Source organism: Magnetospira sp. QH-2, assembly GCF_000968135.1.
Taxonomy (GTDB): domain Bacteria; phylum Pseudomonadota; class Alphaproteobacteria; order Rhodospirillales; family Magnetospiraceae; genus Magnetospira.
The window spans coordinates 711,396-733,895 of the sequence record NZ_FO538765.1 but is presented as its reverse complement, the minus strand read 5'-3'; the positions used below and the strand labels follow the sequence as shown (position 1 = coordinate 733,895).

Below are 22,500 nucleotides of genomic sequence, written 5' to 3'. Positions count from 1 at the left end.
GGGAAATAACCACATACTACCGGCACAAAAAACCCTTGGGAGGAATTTCACATCATGAAACCTATAATTCGTCTTTCGGCATGGCTCGTCGCCGCCATGCTGTTCGCGACCCCCGTCCTTGCCGCCGACATGGCCCACAAGCTGGTCATCCATGTGGACGAGAACGACAAGGCGCGCATGAACCTGGCCTTGAATAATGCCTCCAACGTCATCGCCTACTATCAGGAAAAAGGCGAGGATATCGCCGTTGAGCTCGTTGCCTATGGCCCCGGACTGAAGATGCTGACGGCGGATTCGCCCGTCGCCGCGCGGATCAAGAGCTTTGGCGAGAATTATGACAACGTGGGCTTCATGGCCTGCGGCAATACCCACCGCAAAATGAGTAAGAAAGCCGGTAAGGACGTGGTCCTGATGCCCCAGGCCAAAATGGTCCCGGCAGGCGTGGTGCATCTGATGGAGCGTCAGGAAGCGGGCTGGTCTTATTTGCGGCCTTAAGGTCTTTCGTGTTTGATCGGATCCAACAAAGTCGCGACTGTCCAACGGGTCCGATCAGACCCGACAGGCGTTAGGCCATTTCCCGCAGGTAATAGATCAAATCCAGCGGTGGCGGCACCGATGGCACCTGGGTCAGCATGTCATGAACCTGGCCCCGGTGATGGGTGCCGTGATTGAATAGGTGGGCCAGGACAAACTTGACCGGAGTGTGCATTTCTTCGCCGGAGGTGGCGCGGTATCGCACGTCCCCGGCCAGAATGTCATCGGTCAGGTTTTCCGTGTAGGTGATCAATAGCCGGTCCTGCTCCTCGCGCGCCTGACGCAGGTCGACAAATTCACTGTGCAGTGTCTCATCGAGACGCGATATCCCTGAATCCATGGCCTCCAGGCGGGCCAACCAGATCTTTTCGCCCACCAGCAAGTGGTTGAGTGTGCCCAGAATGGAGCCGAAAAAGGCCTGGCGCTCCTTGGTGATTTCCTCGCGCGGCAAATCGGCGCAGGCATTGCACAAACGGGCGTTGGCCCAAGCGTTGTAACGGGCCAGGGTCACGAAGTAGTCTTGCATGCGGGGCTCCTCCGGAAACGATCATGAACATCCCGGGCGCGGAGTTTATGAGGTTCGCCGCCTCATGACCAGCATGTTTCCGGCCAATACCATGACCACCCCCACGACGGCGGGCAGGCTCCATTGGTAGCCCTCGACCCAACTGGAAAGCGCCAGCGCAATCAGCGGAAACAACACGCTGGCATAGGCCGCTCGCCCGGCCCCGATACGCCGCACCAAGGTCAGGTAGGCGGCAAAGGCGACCACCGTGGAGATCAATGAAAGAAACAACAGCGACATCACATACCCCGGGGCCCAATCGAAATGGAACGGCACCCCGCGAAGGGTGACCAAAGCAACACAGAACAGTGCCCCATAGGCCATGGCCAGGGCATTGCCTTGCACCACCGGCAGCCCCCGTTGCTTGTTTTCTCCAGCGAGCAAGAGTCCGGTCGAAGCGGAAAGGGTGCCAAGAATCACCAGGATCATCGCTGTCATTTGCCGGGTCGGGTTCGCCTGTTCGATTTCCGGCCAGAAAACCAGACATAGCCCCACCAGACCGACCAAGGCGCCAATCAGCACCTGGCGTTCCAAGGCTTTTTCGAAGAACAGCGCGCCCAGAAAGAGACTCCACAGGGGCAAGGTGGAAAATCCAATGGCCACAAGACCACTGGTCAGATCCCGCGACCCCAGGTAAATGAGCCAGTAGTTGACACAGAACAACAACAGTCCCTGCAGGGCAAAACGGCCATGGAACGCTAGGCGAAATTTCAGGGATTGGCGCGCCACTACACAAAAAAGCAGCATGACCAGAGCCGCCAGCGCGAAGCGGTAAACCAGCGAGGCTTCCGGCGCCACGCTGCCCAATTGATACTGGATGGCCAGCCAGGACGTGCCCCAGCTGCCAACGACAATTCCATAGAGCAATAGATCGAACATGGTCACCTGCTTTCGAAACCAGTATAGCTTGGTCCGCCTTGATCGCCGGATTCGACCGGTCCCAAAAAAACGAGCCTGCCATGACTTTCATTGACCGCCTGCCCATAGGCATTCTCTTCATTGCCGCGCTGACCCTCGGCCTGGCCCCATTTACGCCCGAACCCCATGTATGGGAAAAACTGAAAATGCTCATGGCCGGTGAGCTAAGCCGCCCTCTTGACATTTTTGACCTGCTGTTGCATGGCACGCCGTGGATCTTGCTTGGCCTTAAGGCCCTGCGACTCGCGACCCAATCCGGAGGCTCCAGGACGTGAACGACAATCCCTTTATCGTTAGCATGAGACGCAATCCCAAGGCCTTTCTGGACGGGCTGACCTCCAGCGAATTAAATGCCATCGCCGAAGCCTGTGTGCGGGTCATGGAACGGCGGGCCAAGGAAGGTGATGAAACCGCCGGTCCCTGTTTGCAGTCTCTCTATCGGGCCTTGGGCGAGGTCGAGGTGTGAACAAGGGCGGAAGGGCCGGTTCACTCTTGTTGCTCGTCGCGGGCTACGGTCTCTTGTTCGCTACCCTCGTGGTCTTTTTTCGACCTCCTCAGTTCCCCTTGAACCTGCTGGTCCATTTTCCGCTTCAGTACGCCGTCGTGGGCCTTGTCCTGGCTGTCCTGTTCGGGCTGAGCCGCGGCCGGTACTGGGCGATGGGGATGATTCTTTTGAGTATCGCCAACGGTTTCGTGATCGTAAATGGGATCAACGGTCCCCCGGTCACGTCGTCCGCCCCTTCCGACAAGCTGCTATCCTTCAACTTGAACCTGACCGCTCGCCATGGCGAAGCAACAGCCGACTGGATCCGGGAGACGCAAGCCGATTGGGTCCTGCTTCAGGAGGTCACACCCTCCCATCTTCCATTTCTGGAATCGCTCAAGGACAGCTATCCCCATCAAGCCATTCGGCCGCATCCATCGTACTGGGGGCTCGCCATTCTGTCCAAGCACCCATTGATCAACGAAGTGGTCACCCAAAATCAGACGGCCAATTTTTTCACCTTGTCCGTCCAGTCCGTTGGGAACAATGGCGGCGGGCTGACAATCCTAAACACTCACCTGGAACCACCGGTCTCCCATGAGAAATTCCAGCGCCGTGAAATTCAACTGGCCGCCTTGAAAATGGCTCTTGACCGGATCAAGGGGCCGTTGGTGATCGGCGGCGACTTCAATGCCACCCCCTGGTCGCCGCTCTATCGGGATCTGCTGTCACAAAACCGGCTCCTTGCATCGGGATCCGTTCTTTGGTCATGGCCCAGCGGGTGGTTGCTTCCGGGCATTCCCATCGACCACTTTTTTGGGCGGGATGGCGCCCAGGTTCGCGTCCTGTCCGCCGGTCCCGATCTGGGGTCTGATCACAAGCCTTTGCTGGCGGATGTGGCCTTTTGACATAATTCCATGCTTCCGGAAGCATCGTTGACGCAGGCAAGCGATCCGCCTACCTTCAACCCATGGATACCGATACCGCCGCCAATCGTCTGGAAGCCTTGGGCAACGCCACCCGTTTGTCCGTCTATCGCCTGTTGGTGAAAGCCGGAGAACAGGGCCTGGTGGTGGGGGACCTGCGTCGGGCGCTGGACATCCCTCCTTCCACCCTGTCGCATCATCTGGCCCATCTGGTGCGCGCCGGATTGGTGATCCAGGAACGCAATGGGCGGGAGCTGGTCTGCCGGGCCGACTATGGGGTAATGGACAGCCTCCTGGGCTTTCTCACCGATGAATGCTGCGCTGGTGGCACCTGCGCTATCACCAAGACTGGCTGCTGACGGTTCTATTGCCATGATCTCCATAACGGAAACCATCATCCTTGCCGATGACGAAATCAATGAGCGCTTCATCCGGGCCTCGGGTCCCGGCGGTCAGAATGTCAACAAGGTCTCCACGGCGGTGCAACTCCGCTTCGATGCCGCCCATTGTCCGACCCTGCCCCATGCGGTCTATCGCCGCCTGGCCACCCTTGCCGGACGACGCATGACCCGCGACGGGGTCATCGTGCTGACTGTCGATACTCATCGCAGCCGCGAGCGTAATCGTGAGGAAGCCAAACAGCGGCTGATCGAGTTGATCCGTACGGCCGCCAAACCGCCCAAATATCGGCGCCCCACCCGGCCCAGCGCCGGGGTCAAGGAGCGCCGTTTGGAACGCAAGAAAAAGACCGCCCAGATCAAAAAGAATCGCGGCCGCGTTCGTCATTTCGATTAAAGTCTTTCGCGTATAATATGACCCATTGTGACCGAATCATTTTGCCTCAGGGGCAGGAGCGGCGCGCAGGGCGTAGCGGGGCTACGGTCAAGGGTCGCGACGCTCCCCTTAGCGCGTGTCGGGTCCAATCGGACCCGCTAGACACGCGCGACCTTATTGGAATCGATCACGTTTTTCATGTTTGATCGAATCCGATCAAACATGACGTGATCTAGGCAAAAGGATCGGCCCGCAGGGTGGCCTCCGGTGGCCGCCCGCGGCGTCAAGCTCCCTCACCGATGCGCCGCATCGCTTTCAGGACCTTTCCTGGCGGTTCGACTCACCGGAGACCATCACAATGGGTCATATTAAACGCGAAAAGCTTTAAAAAAATGGCCGTGTTCCCGAAGGAAGCACGGCCAAGTCGAGGTGTGTTCACTGAGCAGAGATAATGCGTGAACGCCCTAAATCATGATTCGGTCGGCAGGCCCGCGTCCTTCCAGGCATTCAAGCCGCCAACCATATGGACCGCACGCGCGTGGCCGGCCTGCAAAAGCTGCTTGGCCGCCACGGCGGAACGCTTGCCCACCGCACAATGCAAAACCACCGTCTTGTCAGACAACACCGGGAAGCGATCGCCTTCGAACATGGAAAGAGGCATCAAAAAAGCGCCACCGATCCGCTCGGCTTCAAATTCGTTGGTTTCGCGGACATCCACCAAAACGGCATTCCCCGCGTCCAGCCAGCGATTGACCGTCGGCGCGTCTACTTCCTCAATGGCCCATTCGGTTTTTTGCAACATCGCTCGAATCTTTCCTGACCGACCCAACGGGCCGGATAACTAGCCTTTGTTTGTGTAATACATAGTAAATAACATTTTTAAAGGTGTCAATATATTTTTAAAAACATTATATTATTGTTAATTTAGTCATCCTTTATGGGCGAAGGGGAGCCTCGCTTAACCGATTGGTCCTGAGTTCTCTCTATGTGCCACATTGCGCCCGATGGCGCATCATGTGGTCAGCCAAGGTGCAAGCCACCATGGCTTCGGCCACCGGGACTGCCCGGATTCCCACACAGGGATCATGGCGGCCCTTGGTCACCACCTCCGCCTCCTCGCCCCAAACATCCACCGTGTGGCGGGGGGTGAGAATGGAGCTTGTGGGCTTAACAGCAATACGACAGACGATGTCTTGCCCCGACGACAGACCGCCCAAGATTCCACCGGCATTGTTGGAATCGAAGGCGACTTTGCCATCCACCATGCGCATTTCGTCGGCGTTTTCCTCACCGGTGAGCTTGGCGGCATCGAAACCAGCGCCGATCTCCACGCCCTTGACCGCGTTGATGCTCATCAAGGCCTTGGCCAGATCGGAATCGAGCTTGTCGTAGACCGGCGCGCCCCAACCGGCCGGTACGCCGCTGGCGGTGACTTCGACCACGGCACCGATGGAAGACCCCTTCTTGCGGATGTCGTCCAGATAAACTTCCCAACGTTCGGCGGCGGCGGAATCGGGGCACCAAAAGGGATTGCGCTCCACTTCGTCCCAGTTCCACCGGGCCGCGTCGATGGCGTTTGCGCCGATCTGCACCACCGCGCCACGGATGGAAATGCCATCGCCCAATACTTTGCGGGCAATGGCTCCGGCGGCCACCCGACAGGCGGTCTCGCGTGCCGAGGAACGTCCACCACCGCGATAATCGCGGATGCCATACTTGGTAAAATAGGTATAGTCCGCGTGCCCCGGACGGAACACGTTCATGATGTCGCCGTAGTCCTTGGAGCGCATATCCTGATTGCGGATCAACAGGCCGATGGGGGTGCCGGTGGTTTGATTTTCGAACACACCGGACAGGATTTCCACCGTATCGGGCTCGCGGCGCTGGGTGACGAATCGCGAGGTTCCCGGGCGACGCTTGTCCAGCCAATGTTGAATGTCGGCTTCGCTCAATGGCAGCCGGGGCGGCACTCCATCAACCACCAGACCGATGCCCGGTCCATGGCTCTCACCAAAGGTGGTGAATCGAAATAGATGGCCGAAGCCATTCCCGGACATGCCCTATAGATCCTCGTCCTGAGATCGGAACCCGCCCAGCATTTCGGCGATCTCCGCCGCCTTGTCCACGGCCACCATGCCGACGGCGTGATAACCCGAATCCACATGATGTACTTCGCCGGTAACCCCCGACGACAGATCGCTGAGCAAATAGAGCCCCGCATTGCCCACGTCGTCCTGTGTGACGTTGCGGCGCAGGGGCGCATTCAGTTCGTTCCAGCGCAGAATAAAGCGGAAATCGCCGATCCCCGACGCAGCCAGGGTCTTCATGGGTCCGGCGGACATGCAATTGACCCGCACGTTGCTGCGGCCCAGATCCTCGGCCAGATAGCGCACACTGGCTTCCAAGGCGGCCTTGGCGACACCCATGACATTGTAATGGGGCATGACCTGTTCGGCGCCATAGTAGCTGAGCGTGATCAGGCTGCCGCCGTCGGGCATCAGCCGCGCGGCGCGCTGGCACACGGCGGTAAAGGAATAGCAGGAGATATCCAGGGTTTTTTGGAAGTTTTCCTGGCTGGTATCCAGGTACAGACCCTTCAATTCGTCCTTGTCCGAATAGGCGATGGCATGGACGACGAAATCCAGCTTGCCCCATTGCTTCTCGACCTCGGCAAAGGCGCGATCCAGATCGGCCATATCGGAAACATCGCAGGGAATCAGCAGGTCCGACCCCACTTTTTCCGCCAGCGGTCTGACGCGTTTCAACAATGCATCGCCTTGGTGTGTAAAGGCCAGTTCGGCGCCATGGGCGCTAACAGCTTTGGCAATGGCCCAGGCAATGGAACGATCATTGGCGACGCCCATGATCAGGCCGCGCTTACCAGCCATCAAGGGGGCAGGTTCGGACATGAAAGCCTCTTTACCGTGGTTGGCGGGATGATCCCCTTCGGATTCGGCGCATCCTACAACAAATGCACCGGGCGTCAAAAGTCCCTGACGCTTATTGGATCACTTCTGTCAAAACGCAGGCTGCGCCGGTGATTACCCGCCGTTGCCCGGTACGGTCGATCACGGTCAGGGATTGTGCGTCCCCTTGCGGTTTTTGGCTGGTGGTCGTGGTGAAAATCTCGACTCCCGCCGAATAGCAAACCACTTCCCAGACCGGTTTTGCCTGGGCCGGCGCCGCATTGATGCAGATGGCCGTGAACACGGTCGCCGTGAGCGTTGCCAGGTATTTCATGATCCTTGCCTCCCCATTCCAAAACTTTCCGGAAAATAGGATAGACACAGCAACCCCCGGGCACCAATCATATCCGTCCCGTGCGATTCTCAAGGACAGGGGCCATGGCGACCATTTTATTGGGCTGGGAGTTGGGTAGCGGTATCAGCCATGCGAGCCATATGCTGACGATCGCCGACGCCCTGCGCGCGCAAGGGCACACCCCTGTCTTAGCTCTGAAGGATATCCCCGAGACCCATCAAATGATGCACGGCAAGGGTATCCCGGTGATTCCCGCCCCACCCCTGCCTCCCGTGCGGCGCAACGCCCGGGGTCGCTTGATGGCCACCGCCGGGTTTGGAGACATCCTGGCAGGGTTGGGCCTGGACGATCCTGGCCGCTTGGCATCCCTGGTCGGGGCGTGGGACAGTATATTGGGTCTCGTCCAACCGGACCTGGTGATCGCGGACCATGCCCCCCTGTTGAACGTGGCCGCCAGGGGACGGATTCCGTCTCTTTTCCTGGGCAACGGATTCACCCTGCCACCGCATGGCATGGAACGGTTTCCCAAACTCCTGCCCAATGCCGAGCACATGATCGACGAATCACTCATTTTGGAGTCGTTCAATAAGGTACAGGGCCAACGGGGGGCGGCTCTTTTCGACTATCTGCCGCAAATCTTGCAAGCGACGGATTCTTTCGTCGGCACACTGCCCTTGCTCGATCCCTACCGCGATCAGCGTCCCAAGCCCGCCAACGGCGTATTCGAAGGGTTGTCCGAGGCCACCGATGCACCATCGGCGCCCCGTGTTTTCGTCTATTTCGGTACCGAGATCCAGAGCTTGCATACGATGCTCGAAGGCGTGGCACTAAGCGACTACCCGGCAGACCTGTTTATCCGCGGACTGAAAGAGAGACCGGCGAACCTGACCAACAATTCCAAGCTTACGTTCCATTTTGAGCCACCGGATCTTCAGCACATGCTGAAATGCTGCACGGTCGCCCTCCACTATGGCGGCCTGGCCAGCACGGCTTCCTGCCTCGCCATGGGACGGCCTCAGGTGATTGTCGAAACCCGCCCCATGGAACGCCGTTTCAATGCCTACCCGATCATCCAAGGCAAGCTCGGCGGCGGGCTACGCAAGGATTTCAAGGCCGCGTCCCTGGCGGCATTTTTGCGCGCCTTGCACGAAGATTCCACCTGGATGGATCGCGCTTCCGCGGCAGCGCGCGAGCTCTCCAGCGATCTGCGTCAGCCTGTTTTGGACCGGGTTGTGCGACGGTGTTTCGAAATTATCGACGCGGCGTGACGGCCGTCACAGCGCCGCGGCCTCAACAGTCCTATTCTACAGACAGATCGCACGGCGATCCTCTCTCTCTTTCCTCCCTGCCTGACCGGCCTTCATTGGCCGGTCTTTTCTTTGTATTGACGGACGTTGGGGACCGATCCCATATATCAACCCATGAAACCGATTCTGATCCTTGCCGCCTTGTTGCTTGCCTCTCCGGGCGGGGCGGGAGAACTGCCGTCATCCGGCCCCATCGGCACCCTCAAACGAGGCCCCGACGGCAAGCTGATCATGGTCGCTCCGGCTCCTGAGACCGAGACCAAGGCATCGGAGTCGACACCGAACCGTCCCTATTTCACCCCCACCAAAGACGACCATCAGACCACCTTGCGCAAGATGCAGGCCCAGGTGGATGCGGTGGTGCGGGCCGCCCATCGGACGGCACCGGGCAAGCTAACCGATCAGGAAAAGGCACTGGTCGAGCAGTTGGCTGCCTCGGATCGACGAGTGCGGGCCCATGAGAACGCCCATTACACCGCCGGGCGCCCCTATACCAAACCGCCTATCTATTTCGAAGTGACCGGCCCGGATAAGAAGAAATACGCGATTTCCGGCCAGACCCCCACCGACATGGGGATTCCCGACAATGACCCGGAAGCGGCCATTGCCAAGCTAACCGTGCTCAAGCGCTCGGCCCTGGCTCCCATCGATCCTTCCAACAGTGACCGGCAATGGTCCATGGAGATTGATGCGACGATTGCCAGGCTACGCGGTCAGCGTAAGTAGGTACCGTCCTCGCCAATTTTGCCCGGTCCATCCAAAACCCAGATCCCTGCGGAATTGCCCTGTACATGGAAGCTGATGGAGCCGTCGCCCACCTGGATTTCGTGGCCGCTGACACAATCCCGGTATAGCCCGTTGTGAATACCATCCATGTGGATATCCTGACCGCCGCCCATGGACAGACCGACCACGGCATAGCTTTGGCCGTCGTTGAAATCGCGACTGAAGCTGACCCCGGAACCCCATTCGTTGACATGGCCCATTTGCCCCTTCTGGAGCGCGGGCACGGCGCGGCGGATCTGGTTGAGACGGCGAATATGGCGATACAAAGGATGACTTTGGGTCTCGGCGATCCGCCCGTTTTCCAGGTGATCACCAAAATAGGCGCGCCCGGTCTGGCTCAGGCAGTCGCGCTCGCCTTCCACATCCTGCGGCGCTCCTTTCATGAACTCGATTTCCTCGCCGTAGTAGAGGCAGGGAATGCCGCGGATGGTCCAGATCAGGTTGTAGGCCGCCGCCGCCATCCACTGTTCGCCCTTGTAGCGGTACTTGAAATCGTTGTCGGGACCGATGTCATGATTTTGCAAAAAGGTCACCAAGGTGGTCGGATCGCCATAGATCCAATCCATGGACAAAGCCTGGCCCACCTGCTGATAGCTGCCCTTGGACACATTGTCGCGGAAGGTGGAGAACAGTCCGAAATCCAGCACCGCGAAGCCTGAGTCCCCGCCCGAATGGGGGTCCTGAGGATCATGGCCCAGGCGCGTATACCACCAGGGACGAATGAACGAGGGACCATTGTCGCCGCCGCCCAGATCGCCCCAGCCCAATCCCTTGACCAGGTTCTCGCCAAACACGAAGGTGCCGGGCTTGTGGGCTTTCCAGGCATTGACGTACTTCAACAAGGTATCGCGCGGCACATGTTTGACCGTGTCCAGCCGGATGGCATCCACCCCCATATCGAGATAGCGGTTCACGGCACCAACCAAATAGTCAAAAACATTCTTATTCTCCAGCTCCAGGTTGATGCAGTCTCCGGCGATATGTTTCATCTGCACCGCCGCGCTTTCCCAGTCGCCGCCGCAGATGAAGCCATACTGCATATACCAAGCCGGGTCCAATTGTTGAGCGTCGATACCAAAAAAACGACCGGGGTCGTAACCGGGCTTGGGCACCGTCTCGCCTGTCTTGGGATCCACCAGGGGCTCCTGGCCTTCCGGATCGCGGTCGAAGCGCTCACGATACCAGTCCGGCGCAAGCGGGTTGTCGATGTCGTCGCGATTGTCCCAGGCATAGTTGCCCAGGTTGCCCTGGTAAGGACCGTGGTTCTCGTCCCCCTGCCGCTTCCCGTCGGCGACGTAATACTTGGTTGGCAGATGGTCGATATGGACCTTGCCGCGAATGCCGTATTGACAGGAATGGTTGATCACCACGTCCTGGATCAACTTTATTCCGCGCTTGTGCATCTCGTCAATCAGGTCCTGATAGGTGACGTCTGGACTTTCCAGGCGCGGATCGACACGGGTCCAGTCGTAGGCGTGATAGCCGTGGTAATCCAAGCCCGAGCGGTTTTCCACCGGCGGGGTAATCCAAATGGCGGTGAAGCCCAGATCCTTGATGTAGTCCAGCCGCTGGATCAGCCCCTTGAAGTCGCCGCGCCAGTGGGGATCCACCGGGTTGCCCGCCCCGTCGAACTCAATACGGTCGCGGCAGAAAAAGTTATTGGACGGGTCGCCGTCATAGAACCGCGTGGTCATCAGAAAATAGATCGTCTCTTCGCGGAAATCATCGCCGGTGACTGGTGGCGGAGTCGGTGCCGGTTTCTTGGGCCGTACCTTGGTTTTGGCCGGCTTGCGGGCGCTCCAGGTGCCATCCGCCTCAAACCAGCCGCCCCGGTCGGTCCATAGGTCGGGCGTTTGATGTCCCTGGTCATCGGTGACGACGAAGCGGGCGGTCGTGACCTCACCCCCGAACTTGAATCGATACCAATCGCCTCGGTCCTTGGTCATAAGCAATCCGGGCCAGACGGTCTCGGTGCCGTCGGTATCCCAGAAATGCAGGTAAAGGGGATCGGCCCAGTCATCGGGCTTGCGGAAACGCACGGAGATTGTTGGCATGGATGCCTCGAAGTCAGAGAAGATTAAGAACGAGCAAGGAGACCACCAGGAACAAGATGGTCATGATGCTGCCGGAGCGGACGAAATCGATCACCCGATAGCCAGCCGGGCCCATGATCAAGGCATTGACCTGGTGGGTGGGGATGAGGAAAGAGTTGGAGGTGGAAACCGCCACGGTCAGGGCGAAAATCGCCGGATCGGCATCCGCCGCGATGGCGATATTGATCGCCAACGGCACCAGAAGAACCGTCGCCCCCACATTGGACATGACCAGGGTAAAAACCGTGGCCAGGGCGGCAACAGCGGCTTGCAGCCCCCAGACCGGCACATCGCCCATGCCAGAGATGATCTGCCGAGCAATCCATTCGGCGGTGCCCGTGGCCTGTACGGCTTGTCCCAAGGGGATCAAACTGGCCAATAGAAATACGGTGGTCCAATTGACCGCCGAATAGGCCTCGTCCATGCTCAGGACCTTGGTGATGATCATTCCTGCCGCGCCGGTCAGCAGACAGAGCGACAACCGCAGGTCGGAAAACAGCACCAACCCCAGAGCAATGCCAAAAAAAATCAACGCGGGCAGCACCTTGTTGGGACGGAACTCCTCATGCGGGTAGTCGGACGTGACGACCACCAGATTGCGGTTATGCTCTAGGCGCGCCAGGGCCTCCCAAGTGGTATGGACCACCAGGGTATCGCCGGCCTGAAACTCCATGATGCCTATATTCGTGGCTTCATGATCCTCGGATTCGATGCGGCTCAGGCATTCCCCGCTACGGAACACCGCCATCAGCGATAGCCCGTAGGTTTTTCTGATTTCCAAGGAGCTGGCAGATTGGCCGATGAAGTTGGATTCAGGCGGTATGACCACCTCGGCGATGCCCGCCTTGGTGATGGCCAGAGCATCGGAGAAAGATTCCAGTTCATCGCGGATACGCAGATCATTTTGCTCGACGAATAGCCGCACGCCCACCGGGGAGCCCATTACTGCCAGCTTCGCCGGGCCTTCGATCAGCACCTCGGGTGGTGGTTCGAGACGCGTGCGCCCTTCGAAGTGGGTGGCAACGATATAGATGTTGTAGCGCTCGATAAGCTCGATGACACTGGTGCCGGTGATCGGGCTGCCTGGCGCCACATAGACTTCGTAGATGCGGCTGTCGAACCCGTAAATGCGGCTGAAATAATCCGAGACACTGCTGCCCGTGGGTTTGTCATCGGATTGATTGGTCGGCAATACAAACCGCCCGGCGATGACGAAGTACAAAATGCCGGTGATGATCAGGGCCACCCCCACGGGAGTCACGTCGAACATGCCGAAGGGCTCCATGCGGGCGTCAGCGGGCAGGGTCTTGTTGGTGGTCAGAATCAGGTCGTTCAGCAAAATCAACGGCGAGGACCCGACCATGGTCATGGTGCCGCCGAGAATGGCGCAAAAGCCCATAGGCATCAGCAGTCGGGACAGGGGGATCTCGGTATGCAGGGACAGCCGTGAGACAACCGGCAGGAACAAGGCCGCCGCTCCCACGTTCTGCATGAAGGAGGAAATCACCCCGACCGTCCCCGAGACTATGGGGATCAGACGATGCTCGGTAGAGCCGCCGTAACGTAGGATCAGAGCGGCCACCCGCGACATGATTCCGGTGCGGTCGAGCCCGGCACCGATGATCATCACCGCGATGATGGAAATCACCGCATTGGAAGCGAAACCGTCGAACAGGTGGAGAGGATCGGCCAGCCCGCCCAAACCGGGAAAGGCCGACAACACGCCAAGCAGCACCATGACCAGCACCGCCGCCACATCCACCCGAACGATTTCCGACACGAACAATCCGACCGTGAAAGCCAACAGGCCAAGCACAACCGCCATTTCCAATGTCAGGCCAAGGCTTTCCATGAAAATCCTACTCAGGAGAGACAAGGGAAATCTTAACCTTGCACCGGCGGGCATCAAAGGTGTTTTTACCGCCCCGGACCGAAGAACAGCGGACTTGACCCGGAAGGGGAAAGAGAGTGCAGTGAGGGGGTCCCAAACGACTCCCGCGTTGACCATTATGCCGACCATTACCATCGCCGACCGCACCATCGGAGAACATTGCCCTTGCTTCATCGTTGCGGAAGCAGGCGTGAACCATAACGGCGATCTTGACCGGGCATTCAAGTTAATCGACACCGCCGCCGAGGCTGGCGCGGACGCGGTGAAATTTCAAACCTTTACAGCCGAGAGAGTGGTCTCGCCCCAGGCCCCCAAAGCGGCCTATCAAGAGCGCAATGCCGGGACGGCCGAAAGCCAGTTTGACATGCTCAAGAAGCTTGAGCTGTCCATTGCCGATCACCGGGCCTTGATGGACCGCTGCGTGGAACGGAACCTCGTCTTCTTGTCCTCGCCCTTCGACGAAGAAGCGGTGGATCTGTTGGATGATCTGAAGGTGGCGGCCTTCAAGGTGCCCTCGGGTGAAATCACCAACCTGCCCTATCTGCACCGCATGGGCCGATGCGGACGACCGGTGATCCTGTCCACCGGCATGACCAACCTGGAAGAAGTGATGGCGGCGCTGGACGCCCTGACCGACCGCCACGACATTCCCATCTGTTTGCTCCATTGCACCTCCAACTACCCGGCCAGCCCGGAAAGCGTCAATCTGAGAGCCATCAATACCATGCAAGGCAAACTCGGCCACCCCATCGGGTTTTCCGATCACACGGAGGGGATCTGGATCCCCATTGCCGCCGCAGCGCGGGGGGCCTGTATGGTGGAAAAGCATTTTACCTTGGACCGCTCCCTGCCCGGCCCCGATCACAAGGCCTCCATCGAACCACCGGAATTGAAAGCCCTGGTCGAGGGCATCCGTTTGGTGGAATCGGCACTGGGCGACGGCATCAAGTGCCCGCAACCCGAGGAAATGGATACCCGCAACATTGCCCGAAAAAGCGTGGTGGCGGCCCGCATCATCCCCAAGGGGAAGGTTATTGAAGGCGATGACCTGACTCTTTTGCGCCCCGGCACCGGACTTCCGCCAGGCGAATTCCCCAAAGTGGTCGGTCGCACCGCAGCTCGGGAAATCAAATTCGGCGAATTGATCGTTTGGGAAATGCTCAAATGAGGCGAATCGGCGTGGTGACCACCTCGCGGGCCGACTATGGTCTGCTGCGCCCGGTGCTCGACGCCATGGGTCAGGATTCGGCCATCGCCCCGGCCTTGTTCGTTTCCGGCTCTCACCTCTCCGAGGCGCATGGCCATACGGTGGATGATATCCAGCGGGACGGCTATCCGATTCTTGAACGTATTTCCTGCCTGGGCGACGGCGATGGCCCCTTGCAAACCACCGAGGCCATGGGCCGGGCCGTGGCGGGCATGGGCAAGGCTTTGGAGCGCAACCGTCCGGACCTGCTATTGGTTCTGGGCGACCGCTTCGAGATGTTCGCCTGTGCCAGTGCCGCCGTGCCCTTTCGCGTCCCCATCGCCCATATCCACGGTGGTGAATTGACCTATGGGGCCATGGACGAGGTGTTCCGCCATGGCCTGACCAAGATGAGTCACCTGCATTTTCCCGCCACCGAGGCGTTCGCCGCCCGGCTGCGGCAAATGGGTGAAGAAGACTGGCGGATCACCGTCTCCGGCGCCCCCGGATTGGATCGATTACTCACCGGCAGAGCCGCCACCGCCGACGACATTGCCGAACGCTTTGGGATCCGCCCCGCCTCGCCGCCACTGCTGGTCACCCTGCATCCGGAGACCCTGGGCGCCCTGCCGCCCGCCTTGCAGGCCAAAACCCTGGTCGGCGCCCTACGTGAGCTGGATTGGCCGACGGTCATCACCACCGGCAGTGCCGACCCGGGCGCGGCGGAGATGGCCACGATCCTGGCCGATTTCGCCAGCGGTCGAGAGGACTGCTGGGTGGTTGACCATCTGGGGTCGGAGAACTATCTAGGACTCATGAAGAGCGCCGCCGCCGTGGTCGGCAATTCGTCATCGGGAATCATCGAAGCGGCCAGCTTCGGCCTACCCGTGGTCAATGTTGGAGATCGTCAGAAGGGCCGAACCCGGGCCGCCAATGTCATCGACGTGCCCTATCACACCGGACGCATCGCCGATGCGATCCTGAAGGCTGTGAGCCCCGGCTTCCGCGATGGACTGGCGGATCTCGGCAATCCCTATGGCGACGGCCATGCCGCCGACCGTATTGTCACCCGATTGCGCGATGAGCCCCTGGGCGCATCGTTGCTGATCAAGGAATTCATCGACTTGGAGAATCCGGAATGATCGACCTTTACACCTTCGCCACCCCCAACGGCAAGAAAGCCTCCGTGATGCTGGAGGAGGTGGGCCTGGACTACCAGGTTCATGTGATCAACATCATGAAAAATGACCAGTTCAAGCCGGACTTCCTGAAGATCAGCCCCAACAATAAAATCCCCGCCATCATCGATTCCGACGGCCCCGGCGGCCAGCCTCTCTCCCTGTTCGAGAGTGGTGCCATTCTTATTTACCTGGCGGAGAAATGCGGTCGCGACGACTTGCTGCCCCCCGAAGGCGAAGCGCGCTATACAGTCCTGCAATGGCTGATGTGGCAGATGGGAGGCTTTGGACCCATGCTTGGTCAAGCCAACCACTTTCTTAAATTCGCCAAGGAAGACGTGCCTTACGCCAAGACCCGCTATCACGATGAGACGGTTCGCCTCTATGGGGTGCTCGACCGGCACCTGAGCAACAGCGCCTATCTGGCCGGGGAAACCTATACCATCGCCGATATCGCCACTCTGCCCTGGACCCTGCGCCACGAGTTCCATGGGGTGGACCTGGCCGACTTCCCGGCGGTGGAGGCCTGGGCCAAGACCCTGAAGGCGCGCCCGGCGGTGCAAAAGGGATTGCAGGTTCCAGAAATGCCATAGATCAAGTCGTTGGCGTGTCCCGGGGGCGTGTCCCGGGGGCGTGTCCCGGGTCAGGCCAGTTCTTTGGTTACCTTGTTGAGGAGTGTGTAGAGCACATTGATATCCACCGGCTTGGTCAGATACTCGTCGAATCCGGCTTCCTTGCCATTTCGGATCGACGAGGGCATGGCATCGGCGCTCAGAGCCAGCACGGGGATATGGGCGGTTTTTTTGCTACGCTTTAAGTGGCGTACCGCCTCGGTGCCATCCATGCCGGGCAGATTGACATCAAGGATGATGACGTCCGGCAGTTGCTCTTCGGCCATGGCCAAGCCCAATTCAGCGGTATGGGTGGAGATCAGGGAATAGTCAGGCAGATCCGCCATGAAGTCTTCCATGAATTCCAGGTTCGCAGGATTGTCCTCCACGTAGAGCACCACCCGGCCCTTGGGGCAGATTTCGGTGGGCAGGCCTTCCGGGATATGGGGCATGCAGGGGTGTTTCGGCAATTCGCCCGCCGCAATGGGCAGATCGATCCAAAATGCGCAGCCTTCGCCGATGGTGCTTTCGAAACCGATGCGTCCGCCCATTTCCTCCACCAGCTTTTTGGTCAGCACCAGCCCGATACCCGTGCCCTCCACATCGGTGGTCTCGGCACCAAGGCGATTGAAGGGCCGGAACATATCCGTCTGTTTCTCCACCGCAATCCCGGGGCCCGTGTCGGTTACCTTGATCCGTAACAGGCCAGGGGAGATCGCACCAACGTCTACCCAGATTGTGCCGCCCTCTTTGTTGTACTTGACCGCATTGGACAACAGATTCAACACCGCCTGTTTGACCCTTGTATGATCAGCCCAGATCACGTGATCGCCACCTTCGCTACGATCATGGATACGAATTTGTCGCTTGGCGGCCAGAGTCTGGGTAAAGGAGAGACAGTCATACATAAATGAATCCGTATGCACCGGTTCCAATGACATGGTCAGCTTGCCAGCCTCGATCTTGGCCAGGTCCAAGACCTCGTTGATCAGGGTCAGCAGGTATTCGCCACCCTTGATGATCTGCTTGGCTTGTCCTTTTTGCCGGTCGTTCAGCGGGTTTTTCTTGCTGGTGGAGAGCAACTGGGCAAATCCAAGGATGGCGTTCAGCGGCGTCCGCAGTTCATGGCTCATGGAAGACAGGAAATCGGATTTGGCGCGGTTGGCCTGCTCCGCCGCCTCCCGGGCCCTGTTGATCTCTTGTTCCTGCATCTTCTTTTCGGTGATGTCGATATTCACCCCGGACATATTAGCCGGATTGCCCTCGGTGTCGCGGACCAGGACCCCTGAGGCAACGATCACCCGGACTTCGCCATCAGGCCGTACGATTCTAAACTCCGACTGGAAATTGCATTCGCCAGCCAGGGCCGCGTTGATGTCGGCTTTGGCCATTTCGAGATCGTCCGGATGCAAGGCTTTTTCCCAAGTCTCGTAGGGTTCCTCGTTCTCCGGTCTTTGCTGACCGTAGATCCGGTACATCTCGTCGTCCCAATCCAGGTGATTGGCGATGATATCCCAATCCCAAACTCCGATGCCTCCCGACTGGGTCGCCAAATCAAATCGGGTCAAGGTCCGGCGCAAGGCTTCTTCGCTGCTCTTGAGCTCGGTGACATCCTGGGCCACATAAACCACTTGCAACACGTCACCAGACTCATCCTGAAGCGGCAGGTATCGAACCGTATAATGATGGTCTTGACCGTTCTGGGCGACAATCTCCAGTTCAGAATAGATTTCTTCGCCGTTGAAACAGCGATCAATCTCTTTCTTGATGGAGGCTTCATACAAGTCCTGCCCCATCACTTCCGGCAGGAACAGATCGCGCTTGGGGGCGTTGACCACGTTGAACAGGCTGCTGAAGGCGTTGTTCACTTGAACCACCCGGTGGTCGGCGGAGATCACCGCAATCGGATCGGGGGAAGCGTCAATGACTTGATGGCTCAGTCGGAATTGGGCGGTCGCCCTCTTTTGCAGGCTCAAATCGCGCGTGATGCCCGTGAAGATCTTGCGCCCTTCCACCGTTGCTTCGCTGACCGATAGGTCCATGGGAAAGGTGCTGCCGTCCTTGCGTAGCCCAATGACTTCCCGACCGACGCCAATAATCTGCGCTGTCCCGCCGGTGAGATAGTTTTTCAAATAGCCGTCATGGCGCCCGGCGAATGGCTCGGGCATCAGCATTTTGACATTCTTGCCCAGTGTTTCGAAGGCCTCGTAACCAAACAGACTCTCTGCAGCCCCATTGAAGGACTGAATAGATCCTTCGGCATCAATGGTGATGATCCCATCCACCGCATTGTCCATGATCTGGCTTAGGCGTGTTGCCCGTTCGCCTGCCTGACGAAGAAACCGCCCGATGACATAGATGGCCACCAGCGTTCCAAGAAAAAACAGCATGAAAATGGCGATCTGCAGCCACAGCAGGATATTCGCCTCGGCCTGATACTCGCTATAGAATTCCGCCGCCTGGGAGCGGGATGTGACCCAAGACCGCTCGAGATAGCCCAAGGCCTCCAAGGCCGGGCCGTCATCCACCTTGACGGCGGCATCAATCTCGGTGACCAGATATCCCTCATCGATCATGGCACGGGCTCTTTGGAAAGCGGCCCGATACTGCGCCACGGTCCGCATCACCGTGGTCAAGGCTTCCCGTTCTCCACCATTCAGATCCAATTGGCTTAGCTTATTGATGGCCTGATCCACCTCCTTGAGCCGCTGGGCAACCAGAAAGGCCTTGGCTGGATCTCGGCGCAATACATGGTTTTTGAAGTGATGGATGAAACCGCCATAACCCAACTGCCTCACCAGTTGCTCCAGGGCCAGGCCTTTTTCCTGCGGTTTGCGCTCGTGCACGGTGATCAAGGTTTCGATTTTGGCGGTATGCTGGCTCACCTGATAAAGCAGCCCCAACATGACTCCGCCAATAATCAGAAAGACCAGGATTACCCAGGCCACCCAGCCTTTCTTCAGCTCTGACAATTGTGATCGCGCCGACATCGATCTCTTCCCATTCCCTGCGATGCGCCTCGCGCGTGTCGGGTCCAATCAGACTCATTGGACAGGCGCGGCCCCATTGGAATCAATAGAAAACGGTGGATACCATACATCACCCAGCACCACCGTGATGAGCGTCACAAACATGCTTTTTCTTTTCTCTCCCTGTTTTTCATGGCGCGAACCCGTTACCATCCGGCCATGGAATCCATTGTTACGATTGTCCTGCCCGTATTCGGCATCATCCTTACGGGATACCTGACCGGACATTTTAGAATCCTCGGTGACGAGAGCAGCGCCGCTCTCAATCGGTTTGTCTATGCTGTCGCCCTGCCTGCCTTGCTGTTTCGGGCCATGGCGCGGGTCGATCCAGTGGAAATCCTCGATGGGCCGTTCATCGCCGCCTACCTGGGCGGGGCCATGGCGGTATTCCTGCCATCGGTTTTGCTTTCGCGATACCTGTACCGCGATCGATTGGGCACGGCGGGCCTATTCGGTCTGACCGCCGTTTGGGGCAATACCGGATACATGGGCATTCCCCTGGCCCTCATCGCTTTTGGGGAGCAGGCAGCCACACCGGCCATTGTCATCGTCGTGGTGCAAATGGCGCTGTTTGTGGGTCTGGGGCAGGCCATGGTCGAGATCGACCTGAGTGTCCGCGAACGCCTGGGCGGGGTCTTGGTGGACGTGGGAAAAGCCTTGATCCGCAGCCCTATTCTTATGTCCCCCCTCATCGGTCTAGCCTGGGCTTTCACCGGGTGGGATTTGCCTGCGCCGGTGGACACCTATTGCGAAATCCTCGGATCCGCCGCCGGGCCCTGTGCCCTGTTTGCCATCGGTCTTTTCCTGGTAGGTTGCCCGGTTCGCGGCAATTTGGGGGCCGTTGGCATTATTGCCTTGTTGAAGCTGCTGGTCCAACCGGCGGTGACCTGGGTTCTGGCCTATCATCTGCTCCCGGTGCGCGCCGACTGGGCCGCCGTCTTGATATTGCAGGCCGCCCTTCCCACCGGTGCGACGGTGTTTGTGATTGCGCAGAAATACAATTTGTTCGTGGAACGCTCCTCGGCGGGCATTCTGGTCACCACGGTTCTCTCCGTGGTTTCCCTTGCGGTATTGCTGCCCCTCTTGCGCTGACCAAGCCCCTGCGGGGCTACTTGAGAAACGCTCCCATACAGTCGTCAAACAGATCCGAGCTTTTGAGAACACTCTTCAAGTCAGTGGGCGCTGATCCGCGCTCATTCATGGTAATGAGTTTCTTGACCACTCGCTCAATAACCGCCGTTCCGGGCGGGGTCTTCATATGGCTTTCCACGTAGTCTCGCCCCAACTTATACCAAAGCCCCTCGATGAGACCGATGCGCTGATCGAACGGCAAAGGCATCAAGGCTTCCAGCACATGTGAATTCATATGCGGCAGGTAGTCGGTAATGCGCGCCAATTGATCATTGGTCCAGTGCCCCGCCTCGCGGATCACCCCGGGGGTACAGGAAAGGAAGATATCGAACTTCCTGCCCAGGACCGCCTTGACCTGGGCTATGCGGGTTTCCACCGGTGGCTTGCGTTTTCTCTTCTTCTTTTTCTTCTTGGATGAGGTCTTTTCCGGCGGTAGCGGCAATTCACGCATGGCCCAGGAACCGAACGCCCGGACCACCTCCGGGTCCTCGATTAACAACAGATGTTCGCCCATGGCGATGATCTTGGCCTTGTGGTCCAGCCCTTCGGCGACGGCTTCGAGAAACTCCGGGCTCCAGACGAATAACCGGTCAAAGTAGTTCCCCAGCCCTTTGCGCAGGGCCTGCAAGAAGCCGATGGGATGCAGTTTCAACAGGGCGTCGATCAGCCATTCCTCCTGATCCAGGATCTTTTCCAGATGCCCATGCAACCCGTGGTTCATTTCCGACAGGGCGACCGGATGGAAGCGGGCCATCTGGCGCAGCCTTGGCAATTGGGATAGATCGGTAATAGCCAATGCCGCCAACCGTTGCTCCAGGATCCCCTTCACCTTGATTTTATGGTGACTCTGGCCTTCGGTGACGATCATTTGGGTCAACAAATGCAAATAGTGGTGCTTCACCTCGGCCCAGGTCATGCCGCAGGCGCCCAGCGGCCCCTGGGGTTCCCCATTGTCAAAGGGTAGATCCTGTCCGGCATTCTGGAAAATGAGCCCCCCATCCGCCAACGTTTGGTCGGTAAGCCTTAGGGCCACTTCCATCAATTTGGCATCGACTTCCAAATCAGCCAGGTGTTTTCCGGCCAGCTTCCTTGATGCCGGATCATCCAGTTTTTGTAGAAATGGTAGAACGCGGTGCCCGGTCACCCGGCGCATGCGCATCAGTCGAAGCCTCTCGACCTTGCGCCACATGGCATCGGGATGTTCCCAAGGCTGGGCGCCGGTATGTTCATCAATGATCAGGGCGGGCGTTTCATCTGTCATAACCTAAAGGTGCCCTATGAACACCCAGAGATCAATCAGCGATCATTTTGTTGCGCAGGCAGCCAGAAACAAGGAGTTGTCCGGTTCGATGGCTCGCCATTCCGGGTTGGTCGGACGGCCATCGGGATCGAACGAGGTGGACACGGCGATATCCATGAATTGCGCTTTGCGGCAATCCACCAATTGGTTGACGATCCGCGTGGCCTCCAGCTTTTTGACGAGAATAACTTCCGTCATGACCAAACCTGGGAGTTTTTCGTTTCGTCGAGTCTGTGCTTTATCCAGGGCGAGAAACCGATTGATCCGCGGTTTGTAGTAGGTCCAGGGCTGCCAAAAGCCGGTGGTTTCGAAGGACTCGACCACTTGGATATGCCCCGGCAGCTTGGCAACCGTTCGGTCATACCAAGTGTATTCATCCCAAATGGAATAAAACAGCGCCGTTGCCCCGGCCACGAGCGGCAAGACATAACGGGGCGGTTTGCGGCGAATGATCTTAAAGAACGACCAGACGAGAACAACGACCCCGAAAGTAACGCCGAGGACCGTAAGCAGGTGGTACATGGCG

At 58.6% G+C, this 22,500-nt stretch carries 23 protein-coding genes; 12 read left to right on the top strand and 11 right to left on the bottom strand.

Features of this window, described 5'->3' with window-relative positions:
• The first annotated feature begins 54 nt into the window (after nucleotides 1–54).
• The gene (locus MGMAQ_RS03575) at nucleotides 55–495 is read left to right on the top strand and encodes a DsrE family protein (protein ID WP_046020462.1); all 441 of its coding nucleotides are present in this window, start codon (nucleotides 55–57) and stop codon (nucleotides 493–495) included.
• A 70-nt stretch (nucleotides 496–565) separates the two neighbouring features.
• Here MGMAQ_RS03575 and MGMAQ_RS03570 read toward each other — a convergent pair whose 3' ends face one another.
• The gene (locus MGMAQ_RS03570) at nucleotides 566–1,060 is read right to left on the bottom strand and encodes a DinB family protein (protein ID WP_046020461.1); all 495 of its coding nucleotides are present in this window, start codon (nucleotides 1,058–1,060) and stop codon (nucleotides 566–568) included.
• A 45-nt stretch (nucleotides 1,061–1,105) separates the two neighbouring features.
• A complete protein-coding gene (locus tag MGMAQ_RS03565) occupies nucleotides 1,106–1,978 on the bottom strand; it encodes a DMT family transporter (RefSeq protein ID WP_046020460.1) in 873 nt (290 codons plus the stop codon).
• An 80-nt stretch (nucleotides 1,979–2,058) separates the two neighbouring features.
• Here MGMAQ_RS03565 and MGMAQ_RS03560 point away from each other — a divergent pair, with 80 nt between their 5' ends.
• The 5 genes from MGMAQ_RS03560 (at nucleotide 2,059) to arfB (ending at nucleotide 4,222) form a co-directional block, all read left to right on the top strand.
• Nucleotides 2,059–2,292: a hypothetical protein gene (locus MGMAQ_RS03560; RefSeq protein ID WP_046022911.1), complete on the top strand. Its 234-nt coding sequence runs from the start codon at nucleotides 2,059–2,061 to the stop codon at nucleotides 2,290–2,292.
• A complete protein-coding gene (locus MGMAQ_RS20935) occupies nucleotides 2,289–2,483 on the top strand; it encodes a hypothetical protein (protein ID WP_046020459.1) in 195 nt (64 codons plus the stop codon). Before MGMAQ_RS03560 ends, MGMAQ_RS20935 begins: the two co-directional genes overlap by 4 nt.
• Before the next feature lie 197 nt (nucleotides 2,484–2,680).
• A complete protein-coding gene (locus MGMAQ_RS03550) occupies nucleotides 2,681–3,409 on the top strand; it encodes an endonuclease/exonuclease/phosphatase family protein (RefSeq protein ID WP_158498763.1) in 729 nt (242 codons plus the stop codon).
• A 62-nt stretch (nucleotides 3,410–3,471) separates the two neighbouring features.
• Nucleotides 3,472–3,786: a helix-turn-helix transcriptional regulator gene (locus MGMAQ_RS03545; protein WP_046020457.1), complete on the top strand. Its 315-nt coding sequence runs from the start codon at nucleotides 3,472–3,474 to the stop codon at nucleotides 3,784–3,786.
• A 13-nt stretch (nucleotides 3,787–3,799) separates the two neighbouring features.
• Nucleotides 3,800–4,222: an alternative ribosome rescue aminoacyl-tRNA hydrolase ArfB gene (arfB, locus tag MGMAQ_RS03540; protein ID WP_046020456.1), complete on the top strand. Its 423-nt coding sequence runs from the start codon at nucleotides 3,800–3,802 to the stop codon at nucleotides 4,220–4,222.
• 448 nt (nucleotides 4,223–4,670) lie between these two features.
• On the opposite strand, the gene MGMAQ_RS03535 is transcribed toward arfB, so the two are convergent.
• The 4 genes from MGMAQ_RS03535 to MGMAQ_RS03520 form a co-directional block, all read right to left on the bottom strand.
• Complete coding sequence (locus tag MGMAQ_RS03535; protein ID WP_046020455.1) at nucleotides 4,671–5,003, bottom strand: rhodanese-like domain-containing protein; 333 nt, start codon at nucleotides 5,001–5,003, stop codon at nucleotides 4,671–4,673.
• A gap of 181 nt (nucleotides 5,004–5,184) precedes the next feature.
• On the bottom strand, nucleotides 5,185–6,258 hold the full coding sequence (aroC, locus tag MGMAQ_RS03530) for a chorismate synthase (RefSeq protein ID WP_046020454.1): 1,074 nt from the start codon (nucleotides 6,256–6,258) through the stop codon (nucleotides 5,185–5,187).
• Nucleotides 6,259–6,261: 3 nt separating this feature from the next.
• On the bottom strand, nucleotides 6,262–7,110 hold the full coding sequence (gene fabI, locus MGMAQ_RS03525) for an enoyl-ACP reductase FabI (protein WP_046020453.1): 849 nt from the start codon (nucleotides 7,108–7,110) through the stop codon (nucleotides 6,262–6,264).
• Between the two features lie 91 nt (nucleotides 7,111–7,201).
• Complete coding sequence (locus MGMAQ_RS03520) at nucleotides 7,202–7,441, bottom strand: hypothetical protein (protein ID WP_046020452.1); 240 nt, start codon at nucleotides 7,439–7,441, stop codon at nucleotides 7,202–7,204.
• A gap of 104 nt (nucleotides 7,442–7,545) precedes the next feature.
• Between MGMAQ_RS03520 and MGMAQ_RS19250 the strand changes: the two genes are divergently transcribed.
• Both MGMAQ_RS19250 and MGMAQ_RS19245 read left to right on the top strand, forming a co-directional pair.
• Nucleotides 7,546–8,730 (top strand): glycosyltransferase, encoded by a 1,185-nt coding sequence (locus MGMAQ_RS19250; protein ID WP_052716090.1) that lies wholly within the window; start codon nucleotides 7,546–7,548, stop codon nucleotides 8,728–8,730.
• 153 nt (nucleotides 8,731–8,883) lie between these two features.
• Nucleotides 8,884–9,495: a putative metalloprotease CJM1_0395 family protein gene (locus tag MGMAQ_RS19245; RefSeq protein WP_052716089.1), complete on the top strand. Its 612-nt coding sequence runs from the start codon at nucleotides 8,884–8,886 to the stop codon at nucleotides 9,493–9,495.
• Here MGMAQ_RS19245 and MGMAQ_RS03505 read toward each other — a convergent pair.
• Nucleotides 9,483–11,609 (bottom strand): alpha-amylase family glycosyl hydrolase, encoded by a 2,127-nt coding sequence (locus MGMAQ_RS03505; RefSeq protein ID WP_046020451.1) that lies wholly within the window; start codon nucleotides 11,607–11,609, stop codon nucleotides 9,483–9,485. The genes MGMAQ_RS19245 and MGMAQ_RS03505 overlap by 13 nt on opposite strands.
• 13 nt (nucleotides 11,610–11,622) lie before the next feature.
• A complete protein-coding gene (locus MGMAQ_RS03500) occupies nucleotides 11,623–13,500 on the bottom strand; it encodes an SLC13 family permease (RefSeq protein ID WP_046020450.1) in 1,878 nt (625 codons plus the stop codon).
• Nucleotides 13,501–13,657: 157 nt separating this feature from the next.
• Between MGMAQ_RS03500 and neuB the strand changes: the two genes are divergently transcribed.
• The 3 genes from neuB to MGMAQ_RS03485 are packed head-to-tail and all read left to right on the top strand — an operon-like array spanning nucleotide 13,658 to nucleotide 16,496.
• Nucleotides 13,658–14,707: an N-acetylneuraminate synthase gene (gene neuB / locus MGMAQ_RS03495; RefSeq protein WP_046020449.1), complete on the top strand. Its 1,050-nt coding sequence runs from the start codon at nucleotides 13,658–13,660 to the stop codon at nucleotides 14,705–14,707.
• A complete protein-coding gene (gene neuC, locus MGMAQ_RS03490; protein WP_046020448.1) occupies nucleotides 14,704–15,867 on the top strand; it encodes a UDP-N-acetylglucosamine 2-epimerase in 1,164 nt (387 codons plus the stop codon). Before neuB ends, neuC begins: the two co-directional genes overlap by 4 nt.
• Complete coding sequence (locus MGMAQ_RS03485; protein WP_046020447.1) at nucleotides 15,864–16,496, top strand: glutathione S-transferase family protein; 633 nt, start codon at nucleotides 15,864–15,866, stop codon at nucleotides 16,494–16,496. The genes neuC and MGMAQ_RS03485 overlap by 4 nt, the downstream gene beginning before the upstream one ends.
• Nucleotides 16,497–16,546: 50 nt before the next feature.
• Here MGMAQ_RS03485 and MGMAQ_RS19240 read toward each other — a convergent pair whose 3' ends face one another.
• A complete protein-coding gene (locus tag MGMAQ_RS19240) occupies nucleotides 16,547–19,504 on the bottom strand; it encodes a PAS domain-containing hybrid sensor histidine kinase/response regulator (RefSeq protein ID WP_052716088.1) in 2,958 nt (985 codons plus the stop codon).
• Nucleotides 19,505–19,675: 171 nt separating this feature from the next.
• On the opposite strand from MGMAQ_RS19240, the gene MGMAQ_RS03475 reads away from it, so the two are divergent.
• Entirely contained in the window at nucleotides 19,676–20,635 is a 960-nt protein-coding gene (locus MGMAQ_RS03475; protein WP_082085244.1) for an AEC family transporter, read from the top strand.
• 16 nt (nucleotides 20,636–20,651) lie between these two features.
• Here the strand turns inward: MGMAQ_RS03475 and MGMAQ_RS03470 are convergent, their stop codons facing one another.
• Complete coding sequence (locus MGMAQ_RS03470) at nucleotides 20,652–21,935, bottom strand: hypothetical protein (protein ID WP_046020445.1); 1,284 nt, start codon at nucleotides 21,933–21,935, stop codon at nucleotides 20,652–20,654.
• A gap of 42 nt (nucleotides 21,936–21,977) precedes the next feature.
• Nucleotides 21,978–22,496 (bottom strand): hypothetical protein, encoded by a 519-nt coding sequence (locus MGMAQ_RS03465; RefSeq protein ID WP_046020444.1) that lies wholly within the window; start codon nucleotides 22,494–22,496, stop codon nucleotides 21,978–21,980.
• Nucleotides 22,497–22,500 lie beyond the last annotated feature (4 nt).